At 60.0% G+C, this 26,150-nt stretch carries 26 protein-coding genes, 1 other RNA gene and 1 pseudogene; 18 read left to right on the plus strand and 10 right to left on the minus strand.

Features of this window, described 5'->3' with window-relative positions; all coding sequences use genetic code 11:
* Positions 1 to 9: 9 nt before the first annotated feature.
* Positions 10 to 813 (plus strand): SDR family oxidoreductase, encoded by an 804-nt coding sequence (locus EO139_RS09205; RefSeq protein ID WP_119131954.1) that lies wholly within the window; start codon positions 10 to 12, stop codon positions 811 to 813.
* A gap of 354 nt (positions 814 to 1,167) precedes the next feature.
* On the opposite strand, the gene EO139_RS09210 is transcribed toward EO139_RS09205, so the two are convergent.
* On the minus strand, positions 1,168 to 2,064 hold the full coding sequence (locus EO139_RS09210; protein WP_241235941.1) for an AraC family transcriptional regulator: 897 nt from the start codon (positions 2,062 to 2,064) through the stop codon (positions 1,168 to 1,170).
* Between the two features lie 199 nt (positions 2,065 to 2,263).
* Between EO139_RS09210 and EO139_RS09215 the strand changes: the two genes are divergently transcribed.
* Positions 2,264 to 3,013, plus strand: a complete 750-nt coding sequence (locus EO139_RS09215; protein ID WP_126945862.1) for a glucose 1-dehydrogenase — start codon at positions 2,264 to 2,266, stop codon at positions 3,011 to 3,013.
* A 138-nt stretch (positions 3,014 to 3,151) separates the two neighbouring features.
* Here EO139_RS09215 and EO139_RS09220 read toward each other — a convergent pair whose 3' ends face one another.
* Complete coding sequence (locus EO139_RS09220) at positions 3,152 to 4,060, minus strand: AraC family transcriptional regulator (RefSeq protein WP_126945859.1); 909 nt, start codon at positions 4,058 to 4,060, stop codon at positions 3,152 to 3,154.
* Between the two features lie 137 nt (positions 4,061 to 4,197).
* Here EO139_RS09220 and EO139_RS09225 point away from each other — a divergent pair, with 137 nt between their 5' ends.
* From EO139_RS09225 to EO139_RS09240, 4 genes are read left to right on the plus strand one after another with little or no spacing between them, the layout of a single operon-like run.
* The gene (locus tag EO139_RS09225) at positions 4,198 to 4,941 is read left to right on the plus strand and encodes an SDR family oxidoreductase (protein ID WP_104582603.1); all 744 of its coding nucleotides are present in this window, start codon (positions 4,198 to 4,200) and stop codon (positions 4,939 to 4,941) included.
* A gap of 18 nt (positions 4,942 to 4,959) precedes the next feature.
* Positions 4,960 to 5,157: a hypothetical protein gene (locus tag EO139_RS09230; protein WP_206515080.1), complete on the plus strand. Its 198-nt coding sequence runs from the start codon at positions 4,960 to 4,962 to the stop codon at positions 5,155 to 5,157.
* Positions 5,150 to 5,503 carry a nuclear transport factor 2 family protein gene (locus tag EO139_RS09235; RefSeq protein ID WP_126946063.1) on the plus strand — a complete coding sequence of 118 codons (354 nt, stop codon included), beginning with the start codon at positions 5,150 to 5,152 and terminating at the stop codon, positions 5,501 to 5,503. The genes EO139_RS09230 and EO139_RS09235 overlap by 8 nt, the downstream gene beginning before the upstream one ends.
* An 18-nt stretch (positions 5,504 to 5,521) precedes the next feature.
* On the plus strand, positions 5,522 to 6,529 hold the full coding sequence (locus EO139_RS09240) for a saccharopine dehydrogenase NADP-binding domain-containing protein (protein WP_126945856.1): 1,008 nt from the start codon (positions 5,522 to 5,524) through the stop codon (positions 6,527 to 6,529).
* Between the two features lie 66 nt (positions 6,530 to 6,595).
* On the opposite strand, the gene EO139_RS09245 is transcribed toward EO139_RS09240, so the two are convergent.
* On the minus strand, positions 6,596 to 6,850 hold the full coding sequence (locus tag EO139_RS09245) for a hypothetical protein (protein ID WP_126970326.1): 255 nt from the start codon (positions 6,848 to 6,850) through the stop codon (positions 6,596 to 6,598).
* 245 nt (positions 6,851 to 7,095) lie between these two features.
* On the opposite strand from EO139_RS09245, the gene EO139_RS09250 reads away from it, so the two are divergent.
* Positions 7,096 to 8,046, plus strand: coding sequence for a C-terminal helicase domain-containing protein (locus EO139_RS09250; RefSeq protein ID WP_126970328.1), 951 nt, complete (start codon positions 7,096 to 7,098; stop codon positions 8,044 to 8,046).
* Positions 8,047 to 8,168: 122 nt separating this feature from the next.
* On the opposite strand, the gene EO139_RS21425 is transcribed toward EO139_RS09250, so the two are convergent.
* From EO139_RS21425 to EO139_RS09275, 5 genes are all read right to left on the minus strand, one after another.
* Positions 8,169 to 8,765: a hypothetical protein gene (locus tag EO139_RS21425; RefSeq protein WP_164739799.1), complete on the minus strand. Its 597-nt coding sequence runs from the start codon at positions 8,763 to 8,765 to the stop codon at positions 8,169 to 8,171.
* Between the two features lie 474 nt (positions 8,766 to 9,239).
* Positions 9,240 to 10,178, minus strand: coding sequence for a hypothetical protein (locus tag EO139_RS21660; protein WP_065031356.1), 939 nt, complete (start codon positions 10,176 to 10,178; stop codon positions 9,240 to 9,242).
* Positions 10,179 to 10,738: 560 nt separating this feature from the next.
* Positions 10,739 to 11,728, minus strand: a complete 990-nt coding sequence (locus EO139_RS09265) for a hypothetical protein (protein ID WP_065031355.1) — start codon at positions 11,726 to 11,728, stop codon at positions 10,739 to 10,741.
* Between the two features lie 225 nt (positions 11,729 to 11,953).
* Positions 11,954 to 13,813, minus strand: a complete 1,860-nt coding sequence (locus EO139_RS09270; RefSeq protein WP_065031354.1) for a hypothetical protein — start codon at positions 13,811 to 13,813, stop codon at positions 11,954 to 11,956.
* The gene (locus EO139_RS09275; protein ID WP_126944114.1) at positions 13,810 to 14,559 is read right to left on the minus strand and encodes a hypothetical protein; all 750 of its coding nucleotides are present in this window, start codon (positions 14,557 to 14,559) and stop codon (positions 13,810 to 13,812) included. Before EO139_RS09275 ends, EO139_RS09270 begins: the two co-directional genes overlap by 4 nt.
* An 884-nt stretch (positions 14,560 to 15,443) precedes the next feature.
* On the opposite strand from EO139_RS09275, the gene EO139_RS09280 reads away from it, so the two are divergent.
* A complete protein-coding gene (locus EO139_RS09280) occupies positions 15,444 to 16,541 on the plus strand; it encodes a hypothetical protein (RefSeq protein WP_065031352.1) in 1,098 nt (365 codons plus the stop codon).
* A gap of 156 nt (positions 16,542 to 16,697) precedes the next feature.
* Here the strand turns inward: EO139_RS09280 and EO139_RS09285 are convergent, their stop codons facing one another.
* Positions 16,698 to 17,327, minus strand: a complete 630-nt coding sequence (locus EO139_RS09285; RefSeq protein ID WP_231110580.1) for a hypothetical protein — start codon at positions 17,325 to 17,327, stop codon at positions 16,698 to 16,700.
* 272 nt (positions 17,328 to 17,599) lie between these two features.
* Here EO139_RS09285 and EO139_RS09290 point away from each other — a divergent pair, with 272 nt between their 5' ends.
* Positions 17,600 to 17,947: a helix-turn-helix transcriptional regulator gene (locus EO139_RS09290; RefSeq protein WP_065031351.1), complete on the plus strand. Its 348-nt coding sequence runs from the start codon at positions 17,600 to 17,602 to the stop codon at positions 17,945 to 17,947.
* Positions 17,948 to 17,961: 14 nt separating this feature from the next.
* On the opposite strand, the pseudogene EO139_RS09295 reads toward EO139_RS09290, so the two are convergent.
* A pseudogene (locus EO139_RS09295) lies at positions 17,962 to 18,516 on the minus strand (site-specific integrase); the annotation flags it as partial.
* Positions 18,517 to 19,102: 586 nt separating this feature from the next.
* Here EO139_RS09295 and EO139_RS21780 point away from each other — a divergent pair.
* The 9 genes from EO139_RS21780 to EO139_RS09335 all read left to right on the plus strand — a co-directional run bounded on the left by EO139_RS21780 (position 19,103) and on the right by EO139_RS09335 (position 26,065).
* On the plus strand, positions 19,103 to 19,228 hold the full coding sequence (locus tag EO139_RS21780; RefSeq protein WP_256359909.1) for a hypothetical protein: 126 nt from the start codon (positions 19,103 to 19,105) through the stop codon (positions 19,226 to 19,228).
* 27 nt (positions 19,229 to 19,255) lie between these two features.
* The gene (locus tag EO139_RS21665; protein WP_231110579.1) at positions 19,256 to 19,549 is read left to right on the plus strand and encodes an H-NS family nucleoid-associated regulatory protein; all 294 of its coding nucleotides are present in this window, start codon (positions 19,256 to 19,258) and stop codon (positions 19,547 to 19,549) included.
* 57 nt (positions 19,550 to 19,606) lie between these two features.
* The gene (locus tag EO139_RS09305; protein WP_065031349.1) at positions 19,607 to 20,014 is read left to right on the plus strand and encodes a hypothetical protein; all 408 of its coding nucleotides are present in this window, start codon (positions 19,607 to 19,609) and stop codon (positions 20,012 to 20,014) included.
* 320 nt (positions 20,015 to 20,334) lie between these two features.
* Complete coding sequence (locus EO139_RS09310; protein WP_081280519.1) at positions 20,335 to 20,931, plus strand: restriction endonuclease; 597 nt, start codon at positions 20,335 to 20,337, stop codon at positions 20,929 to 20,931.
* An 80-nt stretch (positions 20,932 to 21,011) separates the two neighbouring features.
* Positions 21,012 to 21,087: non-coding RNA, sX9 sRNA (locus EO139_RS09315), on the plus strand.
* 167 nt (positions 21,088 to 21,254) lie between these two features.
* On the plus strand, positions 21,255 to 22,478 hold the full coding sequence (locus tag EO139_RS09320) for an ABC-three component system protein (RefSeq protein WP_065031347.1): 1,224 nt from the start codon (positions 21,255 to 21,257) through the stop codon (positions 22,476 to 22,478).
* Between the two features lie 59 nt (positions 22,479 to 22,537).
* A complete protein-coding gene (locus EO139_RS09325; RefSeq protein WP_231110578.1) occupies positions 22,538 to 22,963 on the plus strand; it encodes a three component ABC system middle component in 426 nt (141 codons plus the stop codon).
* Positions 22,960 to 24,915, plus strand: coding sequence for a DUF3732 domain-containing protein (locus EO139_RS09330; protein WP_065031345.1), 1,956 nt, complete (start codon positions 22,960 to 22,962; stop codon positions 24,913 to 24,915). Before EO139_RS09325 ends, EO139_RS09330 begins: the two co-directional genes overlap by 4 nt.
* A gap of 430 nt (positions 24,916 to 25,345) precedes the next feature.
* Positions 25,346 to 26,065 (plus strand): DUF4238 domain-containing protein, encoded by a 720-nt coding sequence (locus EO139_RS09335; protein WP_081280518.1) that lies wholly within the window; start codon positions 25,346 to 25,348, stop codon positions 26,063 to 26,065.
* Positions 26,066 to 26,150 lie beyond the last annotated feature (85 nt).

Below are 26,150 nucleotides of genomic sequence, written 5' to 3' on the forward strand. Positions count from 1 at the left end.
GAGTTCAGCATGGATCTCGGAATCAACAATCGGATCGCCCTCATCAGTGGCGGCGACTCGGGAATGGGCAAGGAAACCGCGCGGCAGCTGCTCGAAGCCGGCGTGCGCGTGGCAATCACCGATCTGCCCGACGGCACGCTCGACCAGGCCGTGGCGGAGCTGTCGGGCCTGGGGCAGATCATCGCCATCGAGGGCGACGTCACCCGCGAGCAGGACGTCACCGCCATCTGGACCCAGGTGCGCGAACAACTGGGCGACCCCGACATCTACATCAACGCAGCAGGCGTGACCGGCGCAACCGGCGATTTCCTGGAGGTCAGCGATGCGGGCTGGCTCGAAACGCTGGACATCAACCTGATGGGCGCGGTGCGCATGTGTCGCCAGGCCATTCCCGCGATGCGCCGCAAGCAATGGGGCCGGATCGTGCTGTTCGCATCGGAAGACGCCGTGCAGCCCTACGTGGACGAGCTGGCCTATTGCGCATCGAAGGCAGGAATCCTCAGCCTGGCCAAGGGCCTGTCCAAGGCCTATGGCCCGGACAACGTGCTGGTCAATACGGTGTCGCCTGCCTTCATCGCCACCCCGATGACCGACAAGATGATGCAAAAACGCGCCAGCGAAAACGGAACCACGTTCGAGCAGGCGATCGAATCGTTCCTGGACGAAGAGCGTCCCGGCATGGTGCTGAAGCGACGCGGCCGCGCGGAGGAAGTGGCCTCGGCCGTTGCCTTCCTATGCTCCGAGCGCGCCAGCTTCATCAACGGCGCCGGGATCAGGGTGGATTCGGGGTCGGTCTTTACCATCGCGGGTTGAGCGATTGCTGGCTGCGTTGATGCAGACATCATCAACGCACCAGCGGAAGCGCCTGCTTGATCGCAGATCGCATTCTGCGATCAAATAAATTGAGGCATGTCTTTAGTGCATCGAGTAACGCGTAAGCGTGTGAGGCTTTGCCCAAATGCATGTTCGAATTTTCAGTTTGGCGTCAATCGCATATCCGGACTTCAAGATTTGCGCGGATGCAGGGGGTAGTGCAGTTAGCGCGACATGATTAAAGAGCGTTGTGGGCGGTAAGGGAGGCCGCTTTTCGCCGAGGACAGGCGTGACGCACACGGCGTTGATATCTTGCCATGGCAATATGAATTCAATAACTAACAATTTCGTGAGCTAGGCTATTATCGGAGCCTTCAGGTTCAACGAACTTTGTGGTCTGAATCTAGCGACGTCGCGGGTGGGAGGCAGTCCGAACAAACGCGCATATTCGCGGCTGAACTGGGATGCACTCTCGTAACCCACTTCAAATGCGATGGAGGCAGCGTCGCGAGGTGCGAACAGCAGCAGCCATCGCGCGCGCAGGAGGCGCAGCCGCTTCTGATACTGGATAGGGGTCATCGCCGTCACTGCCCGGAAATGGCGATAGAACGCCGCGACGCTCATGTCAGCCATCGCCGCCAGGGTCTCGACGCGGAGAGGCTCGGCGAAGTTTCCGCGGATCCAATGAATCACGCGCCGGATCTGGGTCAGGTGGCCATCGGAGCGAGCGATTTCACGTAGCAGTCCTCCCATAGACCCCTGCAGCACCCGGAACAGGATCTCCTGCTCGATCAGGGGTGCCAGCATCTCGATCTCGCCAGGCTTGTCGATCAGTCGCATCATGCGTAGCCATGCGTCGATCAACTCAGACGGTGCTTGTGTGGCAGAAAAGCGCTGCCCCGCTGGCTGTCCAGCGGGCCATTTAGTGCCAGCCAGGACGTTGGCAATTAGGCTGGAGTCGAGTGTCAGGCTGGTGGCCAAGTAAGGCTGGCCGGCATCACCCGGCCGTATCTCCCCGGTTGCGGGTACGTCTACCGGCACGATGAAATAGGTCGCTGTGGCGTACTCAAGGATCTGCTCACCCACCGACAGAGTCTTGGAGCCCTGAAGCACTAGGTGCAGCATTGGTTGATAGACCTGACTGGAGCAGGCCTCGGCCTGCACCATCGAGACGCGTGGAATGCCCGTGTCGGTCCATTTGTCACCCGCACGCATGACGATGGCGCGCAGTTCCTGCATCTGATTGTTCATGTCCCCGATCATGGACCCAGCAACCAAGTAAAAACAGCTGATTGGAAAGATTGGGCAAGGATCGGAGGAGAAGGGGCACGTGTTGGGCCGTCCTTTGGCTCAATACTGACGTTCCAGCAAACAGCACACGGGACAGGGATTCAAGCCCTGGCAACATGCGCTGACTGGGTCACCTTCCATAATGCAGAGCAAATAACACATGAAACTCAACGGAAAAATTGCCGTGGTCACTGGTGCATCCAAAGGCATCGGTGCGGGTATCGCAAAGGGCCTGGCTGCTGCCGGCGCAAGTGTTGTTGTCAACTATGCTTCCAGCAAGGCGGACGCTGACGCGGTGGTTGCGCAGATCCTTGCTCACGGCGGAACGGCACTGGCCGTCCAGGCCGACATGAGCAAATCGGCGGATGTAGCGCGGCTGTTCGATACGGTGCGGCAGGAATTCGGCGGTCTGGACATCCTGGTCAACAATGCCGGCGTTGCTGTCTTCGAGATGATCGAAGATCTGACCGAAGCTGCGTTCCACAAGCAGTTCGACCTCAATGTGCTGGGCTACCTTCTGGCGGTGCGCGAAGCCACCAAGCTGTTCAAGGAGAAGGGCAGCATCATCAACATCAGTTCGATCCTGAGCACCGATCCGTACCTGGCATCGAGTGTATACGCGGCGACCAAGGGTGCGGTCGACACCTTAACGTTCGCCCTGGCCCGCGAGCTGGGCGGCCGTGGCATCCGCGTCAATTCCATACTGCCAGGCCACACCAACACACCGGGGACGAACGGCAACTTCGCCGGCGACTTCGGCGCGAAGCTGATCGCAGGCACGCCGCTTGGCCGTTTTGGCGAGCCGGAAGACATTGCGCCACTGGCAGTCTTTCTAGCGTCGGATGATTCGCAGTGGGTCACCGGCGAATCCATCAGGGCTGCCGGCGGTGTACGCGGCGTGGGCTACTGAGTCCATTGGGACTGCACCAAGAGGCCGATGGCACGAAGATCCACCCGTGTTTCGACCTGGGCGCCAAAGTGATGGTGCAGAGCAGGCAGAGTTCGCCGCAGTCCGGCCAGGGCTTGTGCCAAGCTCAAGGCGCAATTCTCAGTGCGCGGCTTTCCCTCGCCAGCTGGCGACCATCCGCGCCGCATCCTGGGAAGGGGGCAACCCAAACGCACGGGCGTACTCCCGGGTGAACTGCGTTGGGCTTTCATATCCCACTTCCAGCGCCGCCGTTGTAACGCTCTTTCCCTGCGTTGCCAGAATCTGGCGCGCCTGCAGCAGGCGCAGCTGTTTCTGGTACTGAAGCGGGCTCAGCGCGGTGGCGGATTTGAAGTGGCGGTGGAAGCTGGATTCGCTCATCGCCACCTGTTCGGCCAGCGCGGCGATGCGCAACGGTTTGGAATAGTCGCGGCGGATGCGCTGGATCGCGCTGCTGATGCGCGCCAGAGCCGAATCCGGCGTGGCCAGCTGGCGCAACATGTAGCCCTGCGGCCCCTGAAGTACGCGGTACAGAATCTCGCGCTCGTAGGCGGGAGCCAGCGCAGGGATCTCGCTGGGGCGCTCCATCAGGCGCAGCATGCGCACCCAGGCGTCCATCAGTTCGGGAGTGACGGCGGCCACGTTGAAGGCCTCCGTCTGCGAGGAAGGTTCGCCACAGCCGATGGCGGGATCGGTGGTGTCGCACAGCAGCGCGGAGACGACGTTCGCGTCCAGCGTGAGGCTCACGGCGAGGTAAGGCTCGCCGGTGCTGGCCGGGTGCACGGCACCCACTGCGGGCAAGTCCACCGACATGATGAAGTAGGTCGCAGGATCGTAGTGGAGGGTCTTCCCGCCCACCGTCATCGATTTGCTGCCCTGCAGGATCAGGTTGATCATCGGCTCGTACACCGCAGCCAGGGCATGCTCGGGAATCTGCCCCTGCACCATGGCGACGCGCGGAATGCCGGTTTCCGTGCGGCGGTTTTCGGCATTTGCTGCAAGCCGGCGCAGTTCATCCAGTGCCTTGTCCATGGCTCATTCGACACTCGCTAGCTATGGCTGACAAGGCCGAAAGCAGGAATAGGCAGGAATCGGCGAGGATCCGGGCGGCGCTCCTGGGCAGGCGGCCCTAGCCTGTGCATCACCCCTTACGGCACAGGAGCACTTGCATGAAACACGTACTGATCACGGGTGGCAGCCGCGGCATTGGCGCCAGCGCCGCTCTGCACTGCGCGCAGCGCGGTATGGGCGTCATCCTCACCTACAACACCCAGCCGGAAGCGGCCCAGCGCGTAGCGGAGCGTATCCAGGCAGAAGGCACCGCCGCCGTGGCGCTGCAGCTGGATCTGAGCAACAGTGGCGCCTTCGCGGCGTTTGCCGCCCAAGTGGCGCAAGCGCTGCAGGCCACGTGGGGCGTGTCCACGCTCGACGGGCTGGTGAACAATGCCGGCTTCGGGCTGTTCAATCCGATCGAGACGGTCACCGAGGCGCAGTTCGACAGCCTGTTCAACGTGCACCTGAAAGGACCGTTCTTCCTGACCCAGGCGCTGCTGCCGCTGCTGGCCAACGGCGCGAGCATCGTCAACGTCACCAGCGCCACCACGCGCGTGGCAACGCCGGGCGTGGCACCGTATGCCGCCTTCAAGGGCGGGCTGGAAGTGCTCACGCGCTACATGGCCAAGGAGTTCGGCGAGCGCCGCATCCGGGTCAATGCGGTGGCACCCGGTGCGATCCGCACCGAACTGGGCGGCGGACTCAACGATGAATTCGAAGCCCTGCTGGCTTCGCAGACAGCATTGGGCCGGGTAGGCGAGCCGGACGACGTCGGCCGCGTCATTGCCGGGCTGCTCGGCGATGAGCAGACCTGGGTGAACGCGCAGACCATCGAAGTGGCCGGCGGCTACAACATCTGATTCGCAACGGAGCACGACATGCTCGACCACATCTTTCTCACCGTAACGGACACCACGCGCTCGATCGCGTTCTACACGGCTGCGCTGGTCCCATTGGGCATCGTCGACCGGCTCGACTACGACGGCAGGCAGGGGGCCTCCCGACCACCCGGACCTGAAAGGCTTCGGCGCGCAGGGGGCGTGTTCTATGAAAGCTGGCAGCACGGCCATGAATGACCCCGCCAGGCCGCACCCGCTGCAGGTGACCGTGGACGCCTTTATTCAAGCCGCCAACGACTTCGATATCGAAGCGGCGCTGGCGCTGTTCGCACCGTCGGCCGTGATTGACGACCCTTCCACCGGCCACACCTTCACCCATCACGCCGGCGTGCGCGACTATCTGGAGCGCTACTTCTTGGGCTATCGCACGGTGACCCGCTTGCTGTCGGTGGCAGACCTGGGCAAACGCCGCATATGCGCCCGCGTCGACTTCACTGGCGACTTCGGCCATGAGATCGGATTGCTGGACGTGGTGGCCGACGTCCGGGGCCGCATTTCCCGCATCGATGCCGAGCTCGAGTGAGCCGGCGAGGAACACGCAATGAAAAAGTTCATGATCTACGGTGCGCTCGGCTACACCGGGCGCATGGCCGCCGCACGCGCGAAGGAGACCGGGCTGGCCCTGGTAGTGGGCGGGCGCGATGGAACACCGCTGCAGACGCTGGCTGCGGCCCTGGGTGTGGAGTACCGCGTGTTCGCTCTGGATGCTGCGGCCGATGTGGAGCGCGCACTGCAAGACATCGCGGTCCTGCTGAACTGCGCAGGGCCGTTCGCACACACCGCACGCCCGCTGATGGAAGCGTGCCTACTGACAGGCACGCACTACCTCGATATTGCCGCCGAACTGGACAGCTACCAGCTGGCCGAACAGCGCGACCGGGAAGCCGTTGATGCCGGCGTGATGCTAATGCCGGGCAGCGGCGGCAGCGTGGCGATGCTGGGCAGCCTGGCCGCACGTGCCGTGGAGCGGGTCGCGGCCCCGGTTTCGCTCCGCATTGCCCTGCATGTCTCCGGTACGATGTCGCGCGGTTCGGCCATCAGTGCTAGCCAGTCCCTCACGGCGCAGTGCCTGAGGCGCAAGGGCGATGTGCTCATCGCACGCGATCCGGGCGAACTGCGCGACTTCGATTTCGGCAACGGCCTCGCCAGCTGCTTCCCCGTGATCCTGCCTGATCTGATCACCATCGCACGCCAGACCGGGATCGGTGACATCGACACCTACGTGCACGTTTCCGGTAGCGCATTCCCCGAAGGCGGCATCGACGCGTTGCCGGATGGACCCACCGCGCAGGAGCGTGCCGACAACCGCTACCAGGCGGCGGTGGAAGTGGCGTGCGCCGACTGCACCATCACCCGCGCCGTGCTGGATACCGTGAACGGCTACACCTTCACCTCGTTGGCCGCGGTCGAGGCCGCGCGCCGTGTGCTGTCAGGCGAAGCGCGTCCTGGATTCCAGACCCCTGTAGGCGTGTTCGGCCGCGGGTTTGCCGAGACCATCGCCGACACCTGCATCACCGCGCCGGCGTCAACCAGCGCCGCGGCCGATTAAGGAATCCACTCATGACGCCGCTTACTGGCAGGAAGATTTGATAGAGCAAAGGCGCGCAGAGCGCGCTCAACCGAATTTCGCGTCCAGCGCACGCCCGGCCACCTGGGAGCAACTGACGAGTTTTTCTCCGGTGTACCCGAGGCAGACATAGGACGAGATCCGGCGCAGGTTCAGCAGGACGCAGTCGGTAATGCGGTCGACATCCTTCGCAGCGGCGTGCCGGGCGATATACGCCCGGATCACGCTGCTTCCCTGGTCAGCCAGCGCGGTGGCGATCGCCGCAGCTTGCGCATCGTCCGAACGCATCGCCTCGGTGACCATGCATCCCCGCAGCACGGGATCGCGGGTGTAGTGGCGGGACGCGGCGATGAAGAGGTTGGTGAGTACCTCGGCCGGAGAGCCTGAGTCGATAAGAATCTCGTCTTGGGGATGAGCGATTCGAGGGTGAGTATGAAGAGGCCAAGGTTGGCATCGACGAGGCGCGCGAAGAGTTTTTCTTTGGTGAGACAGAGAAACTCAAGATCCTGATCGAAGAGTGCCGAGTCGCCTGCGAAGAAGACGATAAAATGAGTGCATTTCTCGATCGCGTGATCGCACCCATCATCCGCGACAACAGCAGCGAGCGTGTCTTGGTGTTCACCGAGTACCGCGGCACACAAGCCTATATCGTCGAGCAGTTGTCCGCTCGCTACGGTGCCGACAAGGTAGATGTCATCAACGGCAGCATGGATGTCGAGGAGCGTCGCGCCGCCATCGCGAGGTTTGAGGGGGCAGGGCAGTTCTTGATTTCTACCGAAGCCGGTGGCGAGGGCCTGAACCTGCACCGCCGTTGCCATATACTTGTCAACTATGACCTGCCATGGAATCCCATGCGGTTGGCGCAGCGGATCGGGCGTCTTTATCGCTATGGGCAGCAGCACCACGTGGTGGCGATCAACCTGCAGGGCGTGGCGTCTGCCGACGACCAGGTCGTCAGCAGTATGTACGCCCGACTGCAGCAAGTGGCCGTGGACATGGCTGGCATCGACCAGACATCTTCCGAGAATCTGGTCAGCGACATCGTTGGCGAACTCGCCAGTCTTCTGGATGTGGAGGCAATCCTGGAACAGGCGGCAACGGCCGGGGTACGCCGAACCGAAGAAAGCATAGAGGAAGCGATGCGGCGGGCCCGGGAAACTGCGGAACTGCAGCGCGACCTGTTCCGGCACGCCGTCAGTTATGACGCGGATGAGCTTAGAGCGGGCTTCCGTGTTGGCGCACCGCACCTGAAGGCATTCGTGTTCGGCATGGTCGCGTTGTTGGGGGGCACTATCCGTGAAAGCAGACGCTTCCCTGGTGTGGCATGGCGAGTCGAGGTGCCGGCAAATGCCCAACTCCACAGGCTCGGCCGCGAGGGCCGGGTCACGTTCACCCGGGAGCTGAGGCACCAGATTGTAGAAACCGAAGTGCTCGATCTCGATCACCCCTTTGTTCAGGATCTGCTGTCCCGCGCAAGGAGCTATGACTTTAGGGATTGACCGCCGGCACCACGCTTTCGGGGTTTGGCCATGTCGTGACCGCCATGCTGAGGTGGCAGGACGAGCGCGGCCAGCGGCTGCGGCAGGAGTTCTTAGCTCTGGCTGTGGATGGAGAAGGCCAGTTACACGCCAATCCGTCGCATTTGGTGTCCTGGTTCCTTGAGCCGATGGATACCGACAGCTGGCAGGTCAAGCGTGACGCGACCAGGGAAGTCCACGACAATATCGAGCAATTCATCGACAGCCAGCTTGCCCGCAAATCCAATGCGAACCTGCATCCGGAGAACCGAGAGTGGCTCGGCGCCGCTTGGTGCCGAGAGCCAGCAGTGAACCGCATGATCACCAAGACAGTCATGACCCAGGTCGATAGCATCTGGAACGGATTCTGGAGCGGCGGCATTTCCAACCCCGTATAAGTCTTTGAACAGATGACCTACATGCTGTTTATCAAACGCCTGGATGAGCTTCTGATCGACAAGGAGAAGAAGGCCAACTGAAGGCAACCGGCCGATGCCCCGATCTTCAACTGCCACTAGCAGAAGTTGCGCTGGACGAAGTTCAAAATCGCTGGGCGATCCGGCCGCGATGTACGCGTCTGACGGAAGTGTTGCGATTTGGTTGCGAGATTGGATCTGAAAACGCCGCTCTATGTGAGAAGGATAGAAGGTGGACTTGAGCTTTTCGGCTTCGATCAGATAACCACTGTGCAGGCCTTTCATTTAAAGAAATTCTCCTCGCACAAGGTGTGGTTCTGATATGAGGCATTGCCGACCGGCTTGACGCGACGGCCAGCCGAATTAATCTGCCTAAGACGCACAGGTCCACGAAATCAGTGCGCTCAACTCAACTCCGGGGAGTTTTTAGGTCGTTTCATCAAAGCCGGGGCGACTTGTCCGGGGTTCCGCGAAATGTGGGGCGCGTTTCCGCGGCGAATGGGGTGTATGTCTGCGGGAACGGGGGCATTTCCTCCGCAGCAATCACGAGGGTTGGTGAGGTGTACACCGCACTCTAAAGTGCGCTCGCTATGTCCTTGATTTTTCTTAGCACTCCTCATTTTGGAGCATGTAACAGTGCGTGAGCCTGTGCACTCTCGATGAACCATCCTTGCGCGCTACGCATTCAAAAGGGGCCATGTTTGTGGCCCCGCACTTAAGAATGCCTAGTAATCCAGGTAACGCACTCATTGATGCCCGTTATTGACGGTGACTCCTTGGCCGCCCTCGGCCGTGAGCTCGTTCGCGACGCTGATTAGCCTCATCTGCTTCTTCGAGCAAACTTGCTGCCATGTAGGGAGTTCCCAGCGGGTACCACGTGGCGTGTACTTCAGCTAGCCTCGTACGATTGACAACCGCTAGCATCCAGGGCTGTGTCAGATGAGGGCAGTCCCGCCGCATTCCAAACAGGTCGGGGATGTGTTGCGACAGCGTGGCTCTGAGGCCTTCGGCATACCCGCGCGTCAGAAGACACCCACATACCTTGATCAAGAGATTTAGCTCTTCCATCTTGGCCTGGCCGTGGAAGTCGAAGAGTGACCTGCCATCCAGCGCGATGTCGATCAACTTCACGACAGAACGGTAGGACGCAGGGTGAAGGCAGGCAAGATTGAGGAACTGCTGCCCGGCAACCTCCCAGGGGGGAAGTGCGGAGAGTGATCCGGAGAACCCTCGCCGGGCGGGTCGAAAGGTCGCCGGCGCCTCGATACCGACTCCAGTTAAGAACAGCGTCATTTCACGGTCGGTGAGAGTACTCGCGGGCAGCTTGAGTGCTAGATCTGCCGCTACATTTGCGACCGCCGGTCGAATCTGAGCAGGGACGGTAAGGAAACCAGGGCGGTCCTGCCGCAACGTGTCGAGCTGCCTAAGAGCTTCCTGATTACAGCGGGGACCATGGATGGTGGTTCGCCAAGAACGCTTGTGAAGAGCGACCTGAGGCTTGCCACACCTCCACTCCAAAGCCTTCGGCAACTGAACAAGGCCCGCCAGTGCTGCCGCCGCGTCGGCCGGCAGTTCCGGCATGACGAGAATGGTGCGTCCTCTTTCGCTGGTGGCCCAGTCCAGGTAGATAGCGAGGAAGTCAGCGGCCCCTGAGGGCGGACCAGCCGATTGCTTGAGAGCTGCCTCGGTCGACAGCAAGGAGTGTCCACATTCACACGCTAGATTCTCGTCGAAGCACCAATCGGCGAGCGCGGTCGGCTTCCTGCCACAGCGCATGCACGTGTTCTGTAGTGCAACGCCGTGCCAAGGACAACGTTGGATCCAGGGTAATTGATGTAGTAGCGTGTGGTAGCCTGAATGCATGCACTGCGGGCAATAGCGGAGTACCCAACCAGTTTTGAGGATGTTCGAGGGCGCCTGAAAGGGGAACCATGCCGTCAGATTCCACGTCGGCGGCACTGTGGGTAGGTGCAGGGCGCGAGCCAGAGCCGCTTGGCGAACGTCAGAGAAGGTCATCAGCTCCGATAGGTCATCCGCCCGGCGGCTGCGGATTCCAAAAAGCCGAAAGAGGTCGATCGGGTCAAGGGCATTGAGCCGCACGAGCCGCGCAAGTAACCCGAAGGCAGATGTTGCAGGTAGGACTCTAAGGTCCATACCCACAAACGGAGTCGTCAGCGAAGAAGCAAACGGCGTCAAGGAGTCGCGCGATACTGTCCCTCGTAGCGTGATAGGGCGGCTCGGCTGAGCAGCAGGAATGATCATGCCGGCATGCCCCGATAGCCCGGCTCGATTTCCAGGTAGCCCGCGCGTAGCAGCCCTCCACGAATATTTGTTTCCGTGAGTTCACTGAACTCCGGATTCTCGTAGGCTACTCGGACCAGGATAAAGTACACGAATCGTTCGAATGACTGCATCGGCCATTCCACGACGTCAGGCAGGCCGTGTTCGGCACGCAGGGAATTGATCACTAAGCGGATGAGATCGACCTGAGTACCCAACCGCCAGCCCAGCGCGTATGCCTTGGGTGCAAAATATTGCGTATAAGAGATGCCAGATCCTTCGGGCCAAACTAGCTCCTCGTCATACTCACGAAAGGCAAGGGCCACGTCCGAGGCAAGTTGATGTTCTCGATCGGCCTTAGGGATCTCCCACAGCAGACCCGTGTAGTGGTGGGAGGTGGTGAAGAAGCGTCCATAAATGTGGCGGGGCGGACGCCTGTCAATCGCCGAACGGTCGAAGCGCCCCGAGTCGGTTTGATTGATAAAGAAAAAGAAGATTCGCCCGGTCTTCTCACACTCATTCACGATCGACATGACGTGCTCGTACTCGTCGGCAGTGAAGCGGTTTGCCTCGTTGAAAGCCACGCCGATCACTTGCGCGCCCTGACGGTGGCCTTCCTCCTGGAACATGCGAACTGCACGCATGAGCGTGCCGTTACTTGTCGCGCTTGCCGCGACCGTCTGCCCTTGCTGCAGCAGTAAGGAACTGGCAAAGTAGCCTTCGCCTGGCTTGGCCGGCTTTGTATAGCTGAACTCGATCATATACATTGGGAACGGCCGCCAAGCATCGGTCTGGATAAGTTGGCGAACACCATAGGTCTTGCCGATGCGACCGAAGCCATCGATCCAGATCGCATCAGAGCCAATCTCGATACTGTTTCTGGCATCACCGGCCAATCGTTCGCCAGGGCGCGTGATAATCAGTGGGCGCTTGAAGCGCAGCATGGGATGGCGAGCATCAGTCGTCATGGCTCGCCTCCTGGGATGCGGTTGAGCGACTAGTCGTACTTTCGTCGGACTCGCGCGGGTCTTGATGGACAGGATCGCTAGACAGCTGGATTGCGCTTGTTTTGCCAACACGAGCAAAGCTTTGAATCTGATAGGACGTCGTGCCGTCTAAGCAATGGGGTCTGTTGGTTTTCATGATTGAACTCCAAGGCGGCGATCCGCCGCCATAAATGAAGAGGCAACGGTTCAGCGCCGGCGGAGGTTCACCGGCCCGCCACGTGGCGGAAGTCCCGCCAGCGTTTGCGCCGCGCCGCTGGAGGTGCCGAGCGGCCGGTCAACTGGTGCACGGGGCGAAGCGCCACTGGCAACTTCGTCCGCCGCCCACTTGAGATGTCGTGCGCATTCGCGGACGTCGGCGTGATAGGCCTCGATTAAGTCGTCGATACCCTCCCAGCGCCCCGAATGGGACCTTTTCAGCTTTTCGGCACGCTTGCGTTCGGCGAGCGTGTGGGGCGTGCGTGCATAGGGAGGTAGCGTCTGCAGCGTGATGTAAGGCAGGCCACGCTCATCGAGCAATGTTAGGAATCGGGCGTCATCGTCTTCGATGTAGCCGTGGAACTTTTCGCTGATCAAGTCCGTACGGGGATTGAGCGTGTCACTACGATAGGTGCCATATCCGTAGTTGACGTGCGGTAGAACATCGCCGCTCTTACTCCCGCGAATGGTCACTTGGACACGGATTCGCCGCATATCGCGCGCGTCGTCGGCCGTGCGCGAGGAGCGCAGTGGCATGCCACCAAGCTCGATGTAGCGTTCGGCGACCTCGCGCGGGCTGCGATTATGCAGTTCCGCATGTGCGGACACGTTATAGGTACTAATGGCGACATCGAGAAAGTCCTCCAGCAAGTCGGCGAAGATCGGATAGTTCGACGCCATGCGTGTAGAAACCTTCTGCTCAACCCGATTTTTCGTCTCTGGCTCGAATCCTCCGGCGAGGAAGCGGAGCACTTTCTGTTCGATGAGCTTGAAGAACGCTTCAATCTCGGCGCGGGTTTGCGGAATTCCAGCGACACCGAATCTATAGATGCCGAGTTGGTGGTGCAGCATCGTGCGGCGGGCATGCTTGGCCAAATGACCAGAGAAGTTGTCAAGCGACAGCTTGAGCGCACGAGGCAACAGGCCCGGCATTGCCGCAGGCATCCACGCATTAGGCAGATAGCGCATACGACGATCACTGAGGTCACGCGGATGCCACGGCGTGAGCCCAGCGGACAATGTTCGCAGCAGGTCAAACTGATCGTAGGAAGCGTCAATGACCACCTGCCAAGAAACACAGGCGCGCGACCCCACATCGAACTCAACAAGCAGCAGGAGCCCAGAGATTTTTGCAAGCACCGAAGTGCCATCGGGCAGTGGTATTGCGACACACTGGTCCTTGAGGTCAATGTAGTGCCCATCGAACTGCATCTCATCGAACGGCCGGATGTCTGCCAGTTCCTTCCATTTCGTCAAGGCCATGGGCGCCGAAAAAGCCATCGCTTGGTCGGCGTTGTGCTCGCGCGAGCGCCTTATGAACGTCGACAGCGCTCTACGACCACCATCGCGCGTGTTGAGCGGGTAGCAATCATCCAACCCCTTTTCTTTCAGCATCCGCTTGATGTGTGCGTAGAGTCGATCGAATGCAGGACTAGTTCGCGTTCGTGTGGGCACTTCTCCCTTGAACTTAGCGACTAAAGCGCCGAGCTCTGGAATTGCCAGGACCAGCTGCGTCATCGCATGTGCCCGGCCCTGTGGCGGGAGGCCGGTGTGGCGGGGCTGTGGATCTACAAGTCGCGCCCCTGGAATGCATACCGCGAAGCCATTGATCCCGCCGTTGATGGCGGGCTTGGCACAAAGGTCCAGCATTCGACGCAGTGTCTTGGGGTATATGGAATACGCCGTAGCGACTTGCGAGATCGGCGCTCCCTCCAACAGAGCCACCAATGCGCCGACGCGATTATCGATAGCTTGCTTTTCCTCCTCAGTCCGGTCCGTCATCGCTTTTGTGTCCGGCCGCGGCAAGGCTAGAAGCGCGTCGGCCTCGGTGATGGTGAAGCGCGGCTTCATGTGCGATTCCTCCGCGCAACAACCGAACGCCGGGTGAGTTCTTGCTCGCGATCAAAGTCAAGGGCTCCGAGGCAGATCAGCTCGCAAGTCACCGCTTGGACATCTGCCGAATCGAACGGTGCGAGCGCTGCCTCAAGCTGGTCGATCCGCGCACGCGACTGTTGCTCGACGTTGGCGAGGATTCGTGCGCGCAATGCCAGACGATTGCCCAGTGACTGCGCTACCTGAGCAAAGGCCAGTAGTCGGTTGTGCTGTGCAATCGTCGCGCCGGCAACACGTACATCATGCTCGGTCACGAAGCGGAGCTGCAGGCCGGCATCACGTGCCATAGCCTGCCAACGCTCAGTTTCCCGCGGCCGCGGAATTCCACCTACGGTTTGTACGCAGTCGGCATCAGGCACAAGCAGCAGGAACTGCTCGAAACCCGAGGCATGCCGCACCCAAAAGTGCAGCTCGGTGTTCTTGTCGCCCAAGGGTAGGGTGCGGGGACGCTCCGTGTAGCACGCGATATGCGGATCGCACTCGAGCGCCAGTGCCACCGCTATGGCCGGCAGTCCGTCGACCTCCACCGGTCGCGCCTCCTTGATGGAAAGGAAACCGTAGACGTCGCGCTTTTCGAATTCGCGTCTGCCGTAGATTCGCGGTTCGAAGGGGCGGGGCCCGGGTTGGTGTAGCGATCCGGACGGGTCAATCGCTCGGGGCAAGGCAGCCGGGCTGCCCGGGGACATTTGTGAGATGAATGACATGGGTGCTCCAGGGAAGTGGTACGTCGCGTCCTCGATTGATGGGTAGGCGCACAGCCGTAACCGCCGCAGTGCGATTTACTGCGGTTGGGGTAGGGCGTGTGCACCACAATCGATGGCGTGCGTCGACGGCCGTCGGTCCAGGGTCCGCCGCTAGTTCCACAGAAATGGCGGCGCCGCTGTGCTTAGTGGCGGAGGACGGGAAGGCGATGGGGTCGACCGGCACGTGCTAAGTGCGGGCGTGGACCTTAGATGTGCATGAGGTTCTCCAGGCAAATGCCGCCCGTGCCTTTACGTCCAAGAGGGCGAAAGCATTGACAGAGCCTGCGAACCGTGGTCCCCTGGACGCACTTAGCCGCTAACTAAGTTTGCATCCCGAGCCCCTGTTCGCAGGGGCTTTTTGCATTGTGGTCGTCAAATCTAGGCGATCAGCACCTCTCTTCTTGTGGATGGCCACTCTGTCGTGGCCCTGATGCAAGGCGCGCCCTCCATGAGCGCTAGCCGGCGGCCCCCAAGGAGCCAAGCCAAGCCGCGATGTCGCGCGTGCGCGCGAACACGCCTCGTCGACCGGGCAGCGAGAAGGTGGTGACGGGCAGTCGCCCCTCCTTTTGAGCACGCTGAAACGATCGGGCGCTCTTGAAACCCAAGCAGCGTTGGAGGTCACCGCCACTCACCAATTCACCGTGCTCTGCGAGTAGATCCGCGAGGGGTTGGCTGGGTGCGTCTTTGGAACCTACGTGCATGAGAGAGACTTTCATGGCTAGATTTGGCGACGAGTGGCGTATTCCCCCAGACTGTTGCACAGTTTGCGGAGTGCCGGTGGCATGCCATTTCCCATGGGAACTGACACTCCAAAGAACCACCCGAAGCGGCCTGGTCCGGCCCCGATGGACATCGCGCTGCTAACGCGACATCGCCTGTGGGCCTGGATCGTCCTGGTGTGCACGCCGGAGGTTGACTCCTGGCATGCTCTTGATGAGCACTGGCTGGAGAAGATTGATGGTGGAACGTCCACCCAACGTCCGCTCCGGAAAGTGTTTCAGCGTTACTTCCACATCGGAAACGACCCGGGAAAGCTGCGGGGCATCAATGGCCTGAAGCTCGTGGAGGCCGTACACGCTGACTACCACCAAAGTGCAGCGGCGGCGCTTTACAACTCCCCGTTCTGGCAACTCACAGGGCCCGAAGTTCTGCCAGGAGACCAGATTCGGGCGATCCACGCTGACCTATTGAGAAGGCTGGGATTGGTTCGGCTGACCCCTACACAGCGGGTGGTGGCTATAAGCAGCGGTTTCAAGAATGTAGCAAGTGACAATCGAGACCTACGCACCATCGCGGAAAACGCCTACAACATTGGCGAGTTTGCTTCTGTGGATGCCATTGCCTTGCTGGCATGTTCCTTCCGGCTCGCGTTGGACGCCTTATCGCTCAAAGAGGCCGACGTCTACCTGGACGCGCTTCGCTGGTCAGTTCGCCGCATCCTGACCCGATGGGATGCGCATCACCTGGTTGGCCAGGCGCTGGCGACGCTGATTGAAGTCCGTCTGCTGCGTCGGCCCAGTGGCCCAGTGTCGCCTGAGGTGCTGGGCTTCAGAACGCGGCGGGATCGGTGCCACACCGAGCTGCCTGTTGTGTCGGTGTATACCTCGCACCACATGCTGCAAAGATGTGAGGCTTCCTACACATCGCCCATTGTGCTAAGGGACGGCGACATGGAGCTATTTTTCGATGACTTCCAAGAGAACTATCAAGTGCTTCGCGACCAGATCCTAGAACGACTTTCTGAAGGCGACGCGGATCAGGAGTGGATGGAGACTGCGAGAGCAATTCGTCAGCAGCGGCAGGATCTGATTGACGATATTTTCCTGGGTAACCTCAACACTTCTGATGAGGACGCTGTTGAGATGCTGCGCTATATCTCAAGATTCCGGGCTCTCCGCGGGCTCGCAGGCATCTTGGATGAGTTCTTCAACCCCAACCCCTAGCCCTATATTGGCACGCAGTACGTGCCTTAGAAGGTTGACCTACTCCCTGTAATTTAGATCAGCCAGCACTAAAATTTCTGCGACAATCAGGCCCAAGGAGGCCCGTCGCCATGAAGAGCATCGCTTCTACGTTGAGCAAGCAAAGAGCCGTAGGTGCTAGATCAGCTCGAGGGCTGGGGGCGACATCCAGTACCGATCGCCCAGTCGCGTGGCGACGGTGGAGAACACCGACGTAAGCGCACAGTCCGGAAGAGAGTAGGACGGAGAAAAGCAAAGCTTTCCTTCCAAGCTGCCCTGAGTGAGCCTGAGCCGCCGCGGCAATTCGCTGCTTAGCGTGGACTTCAACATCTCGACGTTGCCAGGGTATTGCAAGGATATCGACGCCATGCTGCGCACCGCTGCCCAGCATGCATAACGCCAGTGGCCCAGGCTGTATAGCGAGTCGTAAAGCATGAGTAGCCGGGCCAGCTCCACAAGAAAAAAGTCGGGAAACTGATGTATGCGCAATTGATGCCGAAGATAGGCTGTCACGTCCTGCGGAACCAGCTCCTGCCAGACCCTTAACCACATCTCTGCATAAGGGGGCTCTTGAGCCTCACTTTGCAGGTAGTCCTTGAGCCGCACCTCCAGTTCTTCGAAGAGGACGTGTGGCCAAGTGTAGGACCAGGCAATCTTGTCACCGTCGATCGTATGGCTATCCGGGCCGGCCTCCGGCTCGACTCGGACAACCCCCAGCGCATCCAATACCGAAAGAACACTGTGAGTGCCCTCCACCGTGGGCGCCACGCGTGTTCGCGCGTGGCGAGCTTGTACCAAAGCCAGAAGATAGAGGGCGCCACGACCGCCTAGATGACGGACGTCGCTAATAGTTGGGGCGTCAGGACGCACTAGATCCCGAGACTGCGTTTTTGAGTTGTTCATCGGTTCGACGAAGGACCAGGAGCAGTCGATCCAGGACCGCGGACTGCGTGCTGACCGTTGCCATGGCATCTAAGAATATCTTAGTATCCAAGCGCCGGTCACTTCCGCCATCCTTAGCCCTCCTTGAGGGGGCAAAAGTGAACAGGCGGACGGCAGAACATCCGGTTTTTGCGCTGCGGCTAGCACAGGCGCGCGAACGAGCCGGGCTATCTCAGAAGCAGCTCGGCATCCTTGCCGGCTTGGATCCCGCCGTGGCCTCTCCACGTATCAACCAGTACGAACGCGGCAAGCACGAACCCCAGATCAAGACAGCCAAACAGTTGGCTGAGGTACTTGGCATACCCGCGGCGTTTCTCTACACCGAAGACGAGCTGTTGGCCCAACTGCTTCTGCAGTGGAATGACCTATCCGTTCGCCAGAAGAAGGATCTGCTCAAAAGCCTTGAGAAAACTCCTGCGAAGCGGGAGCCGCGCAAGGGCCGATGACGCATTGGCCCGCGCTAGAGATCAAGCAGTCGAGCCGCTGGGTTGCTTGACGCGTCCCCGGCCTGAAAGTAGCCGATCGCCTGCGCGACGGAGCGATGCTCAGTCAGCGCCATTAAGGCGGGCAGGGCGATGCCCTGGCGGCCGCCCTCGGTGATAAAGCCCGAGCGCAGGCTGTGGCCGGCAAAGTCCCCGTTCAACCCCGCCTGCAATGCCCGCCGCTGCACAATCGCTGCAACCGCCTTCGGCGCCAGGGCAGGACCGACGCATTCACCCACAGGCGACGGAAGAGGGGACCCATCTGTGATGTCGGCCGCGCTCAGCCATTCAGCCAGGGCGAGTCCTGCGCGGCCCAGCACCGGTTTGTCGGGTGTGGCAGTTGCGCTCGGACCAGCCTGCTGGGTTTTGCTGTGCTCCAGCCGATAGATGAAAGCGTCTTCGCCGATGCGGCGCAGGTCCTGCCAGTCAGCTGCCGCGATCTCACTGCGTCGGCGCCCGCCACTGGCAAAACCAAACAGCAGCAGTGCCTTATCTCGAAGTCCCTCCAATGAGTCGTCACAGGCGGAAAGCAGCTTTCTGCTTGAGACCGGCGCCGATATGTCGGACCGCTGCCGAGGAGTGATCCCAGTATGAACATGACACGCTTGACCCGCACGAATGTCCGCGTACGGCCGAGAGCGGACACTGCGCAGGGCGGGGCAGAGGATTAGGGAGCGTTATCGGGGGTAGGGCAGAGGTCCGCCTCTGGCCAATAGCGGACATCCAGTGAGGGTGGTGCCTGTCTACAGCGCTCTGGGCGATTCACCAGGCACCGCAATGGCGCACCGTTACGCCTCAGCGATTGCCTGTTATGTGCGCCAGCCCCCCCCTCATCGCCACTCTGTTTGATCGGCTACTGCCACCTGAGGCAGGCTCGGCGCACGTTCGCTCTGGCCGGGATGGATCACCTCACGGCCATCGCCCGGCTGTGAGGTGACCCAAGTTTCTGGACCAGAACAAGAAGCTTGAGCCAGATGTAAAGAAGATCCAGAACCGTTCCCGAAGTGACCCAGTGGAAAATTGAAGGAAACTTGGTTCTCCTGGTAGTCCTAGGCAGTGTCGGGTGGTCATGCCCCAGCGGTGGGCTATAACCGTTGAATTCCCAAACGAAGCCCTCCCTTGCCCCTGATCACGCTGAAATCCCTCAATGCCGAGATCAAACAGCTCGAAGCCCAGAAGGAACTGGTGGAGAAGCGCGACGGCGAGGTGCCGAAAGCCCTAGTGGTCCTCCAGAAGTATGCGTAGATCCTCAGCCCCGCCCAGCGGCAGCAGGTGGCCAAGCTCATCGGGGAAACGATCGACGCCAAGCCGTTGCGCGCACCCAAGGACGCCGCGCGGTCCCGCAAGTGCCGCAAGCTCGGCAAGGTGGCTCCGAAGTACCTCCTTCCCAGCGGGGAAACCTGGGCAGGCCGCGGCTTGGCCCCCAAGGCCTTTAAGGCATGGGCCAAGTCCGCCGAGGGCAAGGCATGGGCTAAGGTCTATCCCGGTGAAGTTCCCGTCAGCCGATGGCAGAGTGAAGAAGGCACTCGCCATGGTGGTCAAGAAGGCAAGCGAGCCGGTGAGTAAAGCCGCCCGGAAGGCCGTCAAGAAGCCTGCGAAGAAAGCAACCAAGAAGGCCTGATCGTGCGCGGAACGTTCCCCAAGAAGAAGAGCCGGCTCTCTCCCCAAGGCAAGGCCATCGCGGCCGCCCAAGTGTTGCTGGACAGTGTTGAAGGCCGGTTGGACGAGAAGGCCGCCGGCAAGCGCTTGCGCGAGGAAGTGGGCCTCCAGTGGTCCTACCTCACTTGCATCCAATACCTTTCAGGGCAAGAGGCCTTGGCCGCCATTGAATCCCTCCCCAAGGGTTGGGAGGAAAGCGGGCGCACTCAGGTACACCTTCTGGGGGCTGCAGTCTTGGCCGCACATACGGTGGCCAACCTGCGTTCGGACGGCACCTCGCTTTGCTCCAGCTACTTGGCTCAGGAACTCAAAGGAAAAGCCGTGGAGCAGTGGCTGGCTGAGAAATCCGACACGTTCCTGGAAGAAGTCTGACAGCCGGTCGACATGGCCCCTGATGGTGGCCCAAAGAGCTTTCGCTACCATGGGTGCGCCGTCCAAGCCATCTCACCCGGCGTTGGGGGCGGGGACGAGAATCCCCACCCAAGCGCCGACGAACGAGGCCCCCGCAAGGGGGCTTTGTTGCACCGGCAAGCCGGCCAGTTGGTTTTGGCGGTGCTGCTAGGTCCACGTCGCGTTGGCGTCTTCGGATCTATGCGCAGCACGACAGCGCGGCCCGGCAAGGCCGGGAGACGCCCAGTTGGGCTATCGTTGTCAACGGAGAGAAGGATCATCGACGCCGAACAGCAGAGATCATGACGACTGAAACCACAAGAGAAGGCAGCACTACGAAGGAACGACTGCGGCTCGGACGAGCATTGAGATCCGGCCATCTAGTTTTCGATAGCATGAACAAAGTGCTGCACGTGGTCCAGGACGGAAAGTCAGTTCACTGTTTCCCCTACGCTTCGCTTTCACCCTCTCACTGGGGCTATGTGTACGAACGACATGTCGGTTTGCAGTTCGAGGCTCAAGGCTATGCGGTGACGTACCGAGGACTTCAATTCGGCTTCGTGGACGGCGGCGTGGATCTGGTTCTTGAACGCGATGACGAGACCATTTACGTCCAGTGCAAATATACATTCGGAAAGCGCATCAGCGCCAATGAAGTTCGTTGGATTCTGCACAAGGCCGATGCTTACCTTGCGAGACAATACCAAGGTCGCCGACTACATTTCCATCTGGTGGTTCCTGATTCAAATCGGTGCTTCTCGTCGGTCAAGCTACGGCTCAATGGTACTGTCAAGAAGCATTCGACTGCACGCTACTTCGAAGAGCACAACAATCTCCAGAATCGAGTCAGGCTCAAGGTCGTGGAGGTGCCCATGCGCCGCCCCAGCAGCGAAATATAAAATTGATCCCCCCGGCTAAGAGCAGCTAACAAAACTACTGCGCGGCCGCCAGGCGGGCGCGGCCGGTGCTCAGAATCCTCATGTACCACTCGTACACTGTCGTTCCTGCGCGCCGTCCGCGCCCACCTGACGGCTGCTCGCTACGTTTTGTTAGCCGCTCTAAAACGATTTGTTACTATTGCCAGGAATGGACAGGCAGGGGGGGCGGATTTTCGGCCATAGTCGGGGGAAAAGAGAGTAAAGACATAACGCATCGGAAGATGCGCTATGTGGCCCTAGCTTATCGTCGTCCCCGACCTCCAAGAACAGCACAAGGACTTTGCATGGTCGATGCGCCCACCGATAAGTTTTCAGCCGGCGAGCAGGGTCTGGGATATATCTACCAGGCACGTCTCGCGCTGCTACAAGTGCTTCAATTGCCGGAAGATACTTCCATCTTCCTCGAAAAGGACGATGACCTCGATTTCATAGACGGCGACGGTGGCAAGTCCTTGGCCTCGTTGAAGCACAAAGCGATCGGCGATAGGCTCACCGACCTATCAACCGATTTCTGGAAGTCCGTCAACATCTGGCTGGTGCGGTACAAGAGAGATGGCCGCGCTGCGTCGAACCTGCGGTTCTTCCTGTTCACCACTGGCACGGTGTCCACCGGCTCGTTCCTTGCCCATCTTCTCCCCGATCAGCCTGTCGCCTCCCGTGATGCGGCAACGCTTACCGAATTGGCCGATGCCGCGCTTGCCGAATCGACATCAAAACTCATCGCACCGATCGCCAAGGCGTTCAATGAACTGAGAGATCCCGAAAAGCAGGATTTTCTCGAACGCATCCTGATCCTCGATGGCAGCCCACGCATCGGCGACATCCCGGCGCTCATAAGGGACAAGCACATGCGAAGCATCCGGCGCGAGCACCGAGAGTTCGTCTTCGAGCGGCTGGAGGGTTGGTGGACCGATGCGATGATCAAGCAGTTGACTGGCGCCAAGTCGGAAGGGATCTTCGGCTACGAAGTCTCGGACAAGCTCTCGAACTTCGCCGAGGAATACAAGGCGGACAACTTACCTATCACCTTCCGTGGAAAGGCGCCCGCAGACGAGATCGACACTGATGCCGACCCACGCCTGTTCGTGGCCCAACTGCGCGAGATCGGCATTTCCTCAAATCGGATCAGGAGCGCGATTCTGGATTATTACCGGGCGTTCGAACAACGATCGGCCTGGGCGCGCGAGAACCTGCTTGTGTTGGGAGAGGTCGAGGAGTACGAAGATCGCCTCACCGATGAGTGGGGTCGCTACAAGGATGTCGCTTTCGAGAAGCTGAAGGACGACAGCGCGGAAGAAGCACTGCGCGAAGCCGGCGCGGCGCTCTACAACTGGGCGGAATTTGAGACTGGGAAGATCGAATCCCTACGCATTCGCGCACGGGTGACGGAGCCCTATGTCCTTCGCGGCAGCTTCCACATCCTGGCAGATGCCACGCCCGAACCCAAGGTCTACTGGCATCCCAGATTCCTCGACCGCCTTGGCCAGGTGCTGGGGGTGGCATCGTGAAGCGATGGGATCAGCGCCCCTTCGAGATTCGGAACCTGTTCAACCCTGCATTCTGTGGCTTGGTCCTGTTCCGCGCCCTGCATGGCTACGAAGAAGAAGATGCCCGCGGCATGCCCTTCTCACTGTCGCTGCTTGTACTACCCCTGTGCCTGCACAAGGATTCACGCGAAGTGATCGCCAGCAGTCCACGCAGCTACCTGCTCAAGACCGCGGAGAAGAACCAGCAAATCATGGTGGGCTTCGCGGACCGGGTCACGCAGATGTTGCCGTATGCCTTCGAGGGGTTCGGTTTGCTAATGGAAAGAGGCTGCATCGCCGTCACGGACGACGGTCGCATCCAGACCGTGCCCAGGAAGGTCCGCAAGAGCGTAGATGGCACCGCCGAAACCGTCGCCTGCCAGAAAGTGGCGCGGATCGTCGGAAAGGAATTTGCACGCATAGCCGACCGGGCGACCGTTTATACGACTTTCGGGATTCGTCCATGAAGATCAGATCCATCCACATCTACAGCCATGACGGCCAGCGCCGAGACCTCCGGTTTAAGGTAGACGGACTCAATGTCATCACCGGTCGCTCCTCCACCGGCAAGTCTGCGCTCTCCGATATTATCGAATACTGCATGGGACGCTCCTCGTTCAACGTCCCGGAAGGCATCATCCGGGACAAAGTGTCTTGGTTTGCGGTGATCTACCAGTTCGAGAAAGAACAAGTGCTTATTGCCAAGCCGACCCCGCCCGGCAGTGGCGCCAGTTGCAGCACGGCAATGTTGCGAAGGGGTACCCAATTGCAGGTGCCCGAGTTCAAGGATCTGGCGGTCAACACTGACGATGACAGCATTGTCGAACTGCTGTCGCGCTTGCTTGGAATTCCCGAGAACCGCACCGAAGTCGCGCTTGAGCACAGCCGAGATAGTTACGACGCGAACGTCAAGCACACGTTCTACTACCTGTTCCAGAAGCAGGGACTGGTCGCCAACAAGGATCAACTTTTCTATCGCCAGAACGAGCAGTTCCAACCGCAGGCGATCCGCGACACGTTGCCAATCTTGCTTGGCGTCTCCTCCCACGATCGCTACGAGCTGGAATCCAAGCTACGCGTAGCGCAGCGCGATCTGAGGGTCAGCAACAAGAAGCTAGAGCAAGCGCGCGACGCCGTCGACACATCGCATGAACAAGCCATCGGCCTCTACTCGGAAGCAAAGACAGTGGGGGTCATTGGCAACACCGATGAGAACCCGAATGCGGACGGGATCATTGACGCACTGAGGTCGGCGCTGTCGTGGAAGCCTGAGAGGGTGCCAGACGACGACGGCAGCCGGGTTTCGTTTCTGGAGGATGAGTTAGTCCAGTTGCGTCAGGATCGCCGTGATACTCAGAACCGGATCGACGCGGCACGACAGTTCGCCAAGCGGGCGGGTGGCTACGAAAACGAGGCCGCCGAACAGATAGACCGGCTGGCCTCAATCAAGGCACTGCCGAAGAACCCCGACAGTGGCGAATGGCAATGGCCGTTCAGCGAGCAAAACTTGGCGCTGGAATCCCCGGTCGCCATCGTCCTGCTCAACGAATTGGAATCGCTCGACAAAGAGTTGCGCATCGCCACCGGCCAGCGCCCCAAGCTCGAAGCCTACCTCGCCGAACTGACCGGCAAAGCGGATGGGATCGCGGGCGATATCAAGCAGAAGGAAGCGGAGCTATCCGCGGCGATTTCGGCCAACGAAGTCATCGCCCAGATGGGCACCCGCAACAACGCAGCCGCGCGCGTGGTCGGCCGTATCAGCCTGTTCCTGGAAACGCTCCTCCCGAATGAGGATCTTGCCAAACTGGAAGCAGAGAATCGCCGTCTCATCAACAAAGTTAAGCAGCTTGAGGAGCAGATCGGTGCCGACGACAGCAGCGAACGCCTGACCTCGATCCTCAACAACATCTCCGCACAGGTGTCGCGATACATCCAGAAGTTCAACGCCGAGTTCGGTCCTTACCCTGCGCGGCTCAACCTGCCGCAGTTGACAATAATCTTCGATCGACCCGAGCGTCCTGTGCCGATGGGAAGGACCGGCGGCGGCGAGAACCATCTGGCCTACCATCTGTCAGCACTGCTCGCCCTGCACCTGTTCGCGGCGCAGAACAACCGTCCTATTCCGCGCTTCCTGTTGATCGACCAACCAACCCAGGTCTACTTCCCCTCCGAGCAGGTCTACAGGGATGCCGACGGTTCCGTGCAGAAGACGGAATCCGACGCCGACCTTGATGCGGTGCGCCGGCTGTTCGAGTTGTTGCTGAAGTTCACACAGGACGATGTTCCAGGCTTCCAACTGATCGTCACTGAGCATGCGAACCTGCGCGATCAGTGGTTCCAAGACGCGCTGGTCGAGAAACCGTGGACCAAGCCGCCCGCGCTGGTTCCGGAGGAATGGCCGCCAGGAGCGGCGAACTGATCCATCGAGCCGATATGCAACGGCCGGTATGGGGGGCTGGCGGGGTGGTGTAACGTGGGCCTCCACTCTGTTCGTTGGGTGGATCCAGAAGAAAGCGGTCCTTCACTAAGGTCCGCTCCTGGCCGAAAGCGGACCTTGGCACACAGGGCTAAGCAGGGAGGTGCTATCCGATTTCTAGGATTAGGGAGGTTTATCGAGGGTAGCGGCTGTTTGCTTTCGGTCAATAACGCTGCCCGATCGGCCAATGAAGAGCTCCGCAGGCGGCTTTCTTCTACGAGCGCTCGCAAACCTTCTGCACCGACGGTGAAGTACTACCGAAGACCGGTGCCAACGCTCGACCTTCGTCCGGGACGCTTCAAACCCAAATGAGCCGCGCTGGGGATTTTCGCAAGATGCCGCACAATGAGCTGACTTCTAAGGAGCCGCGTCCATGCTCAGTACTGTCCGGCAACACTATGTACCGCGCACCTACTTGAAGGCTTGGGCGGACGCTCGTGGCCAAGTTCGCGTCGAAGATCGAGTGTCGGAGAGGGATTTCTCATCATCGCCTGAAAACGTGTGTGTCGAGCGATTCTATTACGAAGCCGACGCCACGCGCCCAGATAACGCGATCGAGAAGATGTTCCAGCCTTACGAGAGTAATTATGATCCGCATGCGGCGACCTTGAACGCGATTGCGGCTAGTGGGTCCAACATTGCGCAAGTCACGGCCGATTTGGCTACTGCAGGTGCGGATGCAAGCCTCGACACTGCCATTAAGGGCCTCGCGGCAGTAGCCTATTTCCGGACGCCGGCTGCACTCGAGGCTTTGCAGAATGAACTTAAGCATGATCAGTCGGATGCGGCTCAAGCAGCGGCGCTTGCGTCGCAGACACCGCATGACATGGCCAAATTAGCTTTTGATTCAACCTTGCTCAAGCGCTTTCAAGGCCTAGTTCCAACCTATTTTTTCTCAAAAACCCGTCTCTATCACCTGCGATCGAGCCTGCTTTCCATTGCAGTCAGCGCAGTTGTCATCGGGCAACTTCGGCTGGGCCATCGGCAACGATCCAGGAACGCACGCTCTTATGCCGATAGGGCCAAATCTGCTAGTCATGCTCTCCATGGAATCTGCTGTCCACCGGCTCAAGGCCATTCAGTTGACACCTGATCTTTACGAGCTGACCTTGCAGCTAGTTCGAGCCAACGCACGGCGTTTCCTGATTCTCTAGTGCAAATCGCGCGCAGACTCAAAA

The organism is Xanthomonas sp. BRIP62411 (assembly GCF_003993525.1).
Lineage (GTDB): Bacteria > Pseudomonadota > Gammaproteobacteria > Xanthomonadales > Xanthomonadaceae > Xanthomonas > Xanthomonas euroxanthea.

Coding starts and splice junctions, on each gene's coding strand:
- EO139_RS09205 (WP_119131954.1), top strand. CDS start 10: ATGGATCTCGGAATCAACAATCGGATCGCCCTCATCAGTGGCGGCGAC.
- EO139_RS09210 (WP_241235941.1), bottom strand. CDS start 2,064: ATGAACAATCAGATGCAGGAACTGCGCGCCATCGTCATGCGTGCGGGT.
- EO139_RS09215 (WP_126945862.1), top strand. CDS start 2,264: ATGAAACTCAACGGAAAAATTGCCGTGGTCACTGGTGCATCCAAAGGC.
- EO139_RS09220 (WP_126945859.1), bottom strand. CDS start 4,060: ATGGACAAGGCACTGGATGAACTGCGCCGGCTTGCAGCAAATGCCGAA.
- EO139_RS09225 (WP_104582603.1), top strand. CDS start 4,198: ATGAAACACGTACTGATCACGGGTGGCAGCCGCGGCATTGGCGCCAGC.
- EO139_RS09230 (WP_206515080.1), top strand. CDS start 4,960: ATGCTCGACCACATCTTTCTCACCGTAACGGACACCACGCGCTCGATC.
- EO139_RS09235 (WP_126946063.1), top strand. CDS start 5,150: ATGAATGACCCCGCCAGGCCGCACCCGCTGCAGGTGACCGTGGACGCC.
- EO139_RS09240 (WP_126945856.1), top strand. CDS start 5,522: ATGAAAAAGTTCATGATCTACGGTGCGCTCGGCTACACCGGGCGCATG.
- EO139_RS09245 (WP_126970326.1), bottom strand. CDS start 6,850: ATGGTCACCGAGGCGATGCGTTCGGACGATGCGCAAGCTGCGGCGATC.
- EO139_RS09250 (WP_126970328.1), top strand. CDS start 7,096: ATGAGTGCATTTCTCGATCGCGTGATCGCACCCATCATCCGCGACAAC.
- EO139_RS21425 (WP_164739799.1), bottom strand. CDS start 8,765: ATGAAAGGCCTGCACAGTGGTTATCTGATCGAAGCCGAAAAGCTCAAG.
- EO139_RS09265 (WP_065031355.1), bottom strand. CDS start 11,728: ATGACGACTGATGCTCGCCATCCCATGCTGCGCTTCAAGCGCCCACTG.
- EO139_RS09270 (WP_065031354.1), bottom strand. CDS start 13,813: ATGAAGCCGCGCTTCACCATCACCGAGGCCGACGCGCTTCTAGCCTTG.
- EO139_RS09275 (WP_126944114.1), bottom strand. CDS start 14,559: ATGTCATTCATCTCACAAATGTCCCCGGGCAGCCCGGCTGCCTTGCCC.
- EO139_RS09280 (WP_065031352.1), top strand. CDS start 15,444: ATGGACATCGCGCTGCTAACGCGACATCGCCTGTGGGCCTGGATCGTC.
- EO139_RS09310 (WP_081280519.1), top strand. CDS start 20,335: ATGACGACTGAAACCACAAGAGAAGGCAGCACTACGAAGGAACGACTG.
- EO139_RS09320 (WP_065031347.1), top strand. CDS start 21,255: ATGGTCGATGCGCCCACCGATAAGTTTTCAGCCGGCGAGCAGGGTCTG.
- EO139_RS09330 (WP_065031345.1), top strand. CDS start 22,960: ATGAAGATCAGATCCATCCACATCTACAGCCATGACGGCCAGCGCCGA.
- EO139_RS09335 (WP_081280518.1), top strand. CDS start 25,346: ATGCTCAGTACTGTCCGGCAACACTATGTACCGCGCACCTACTTGAAG.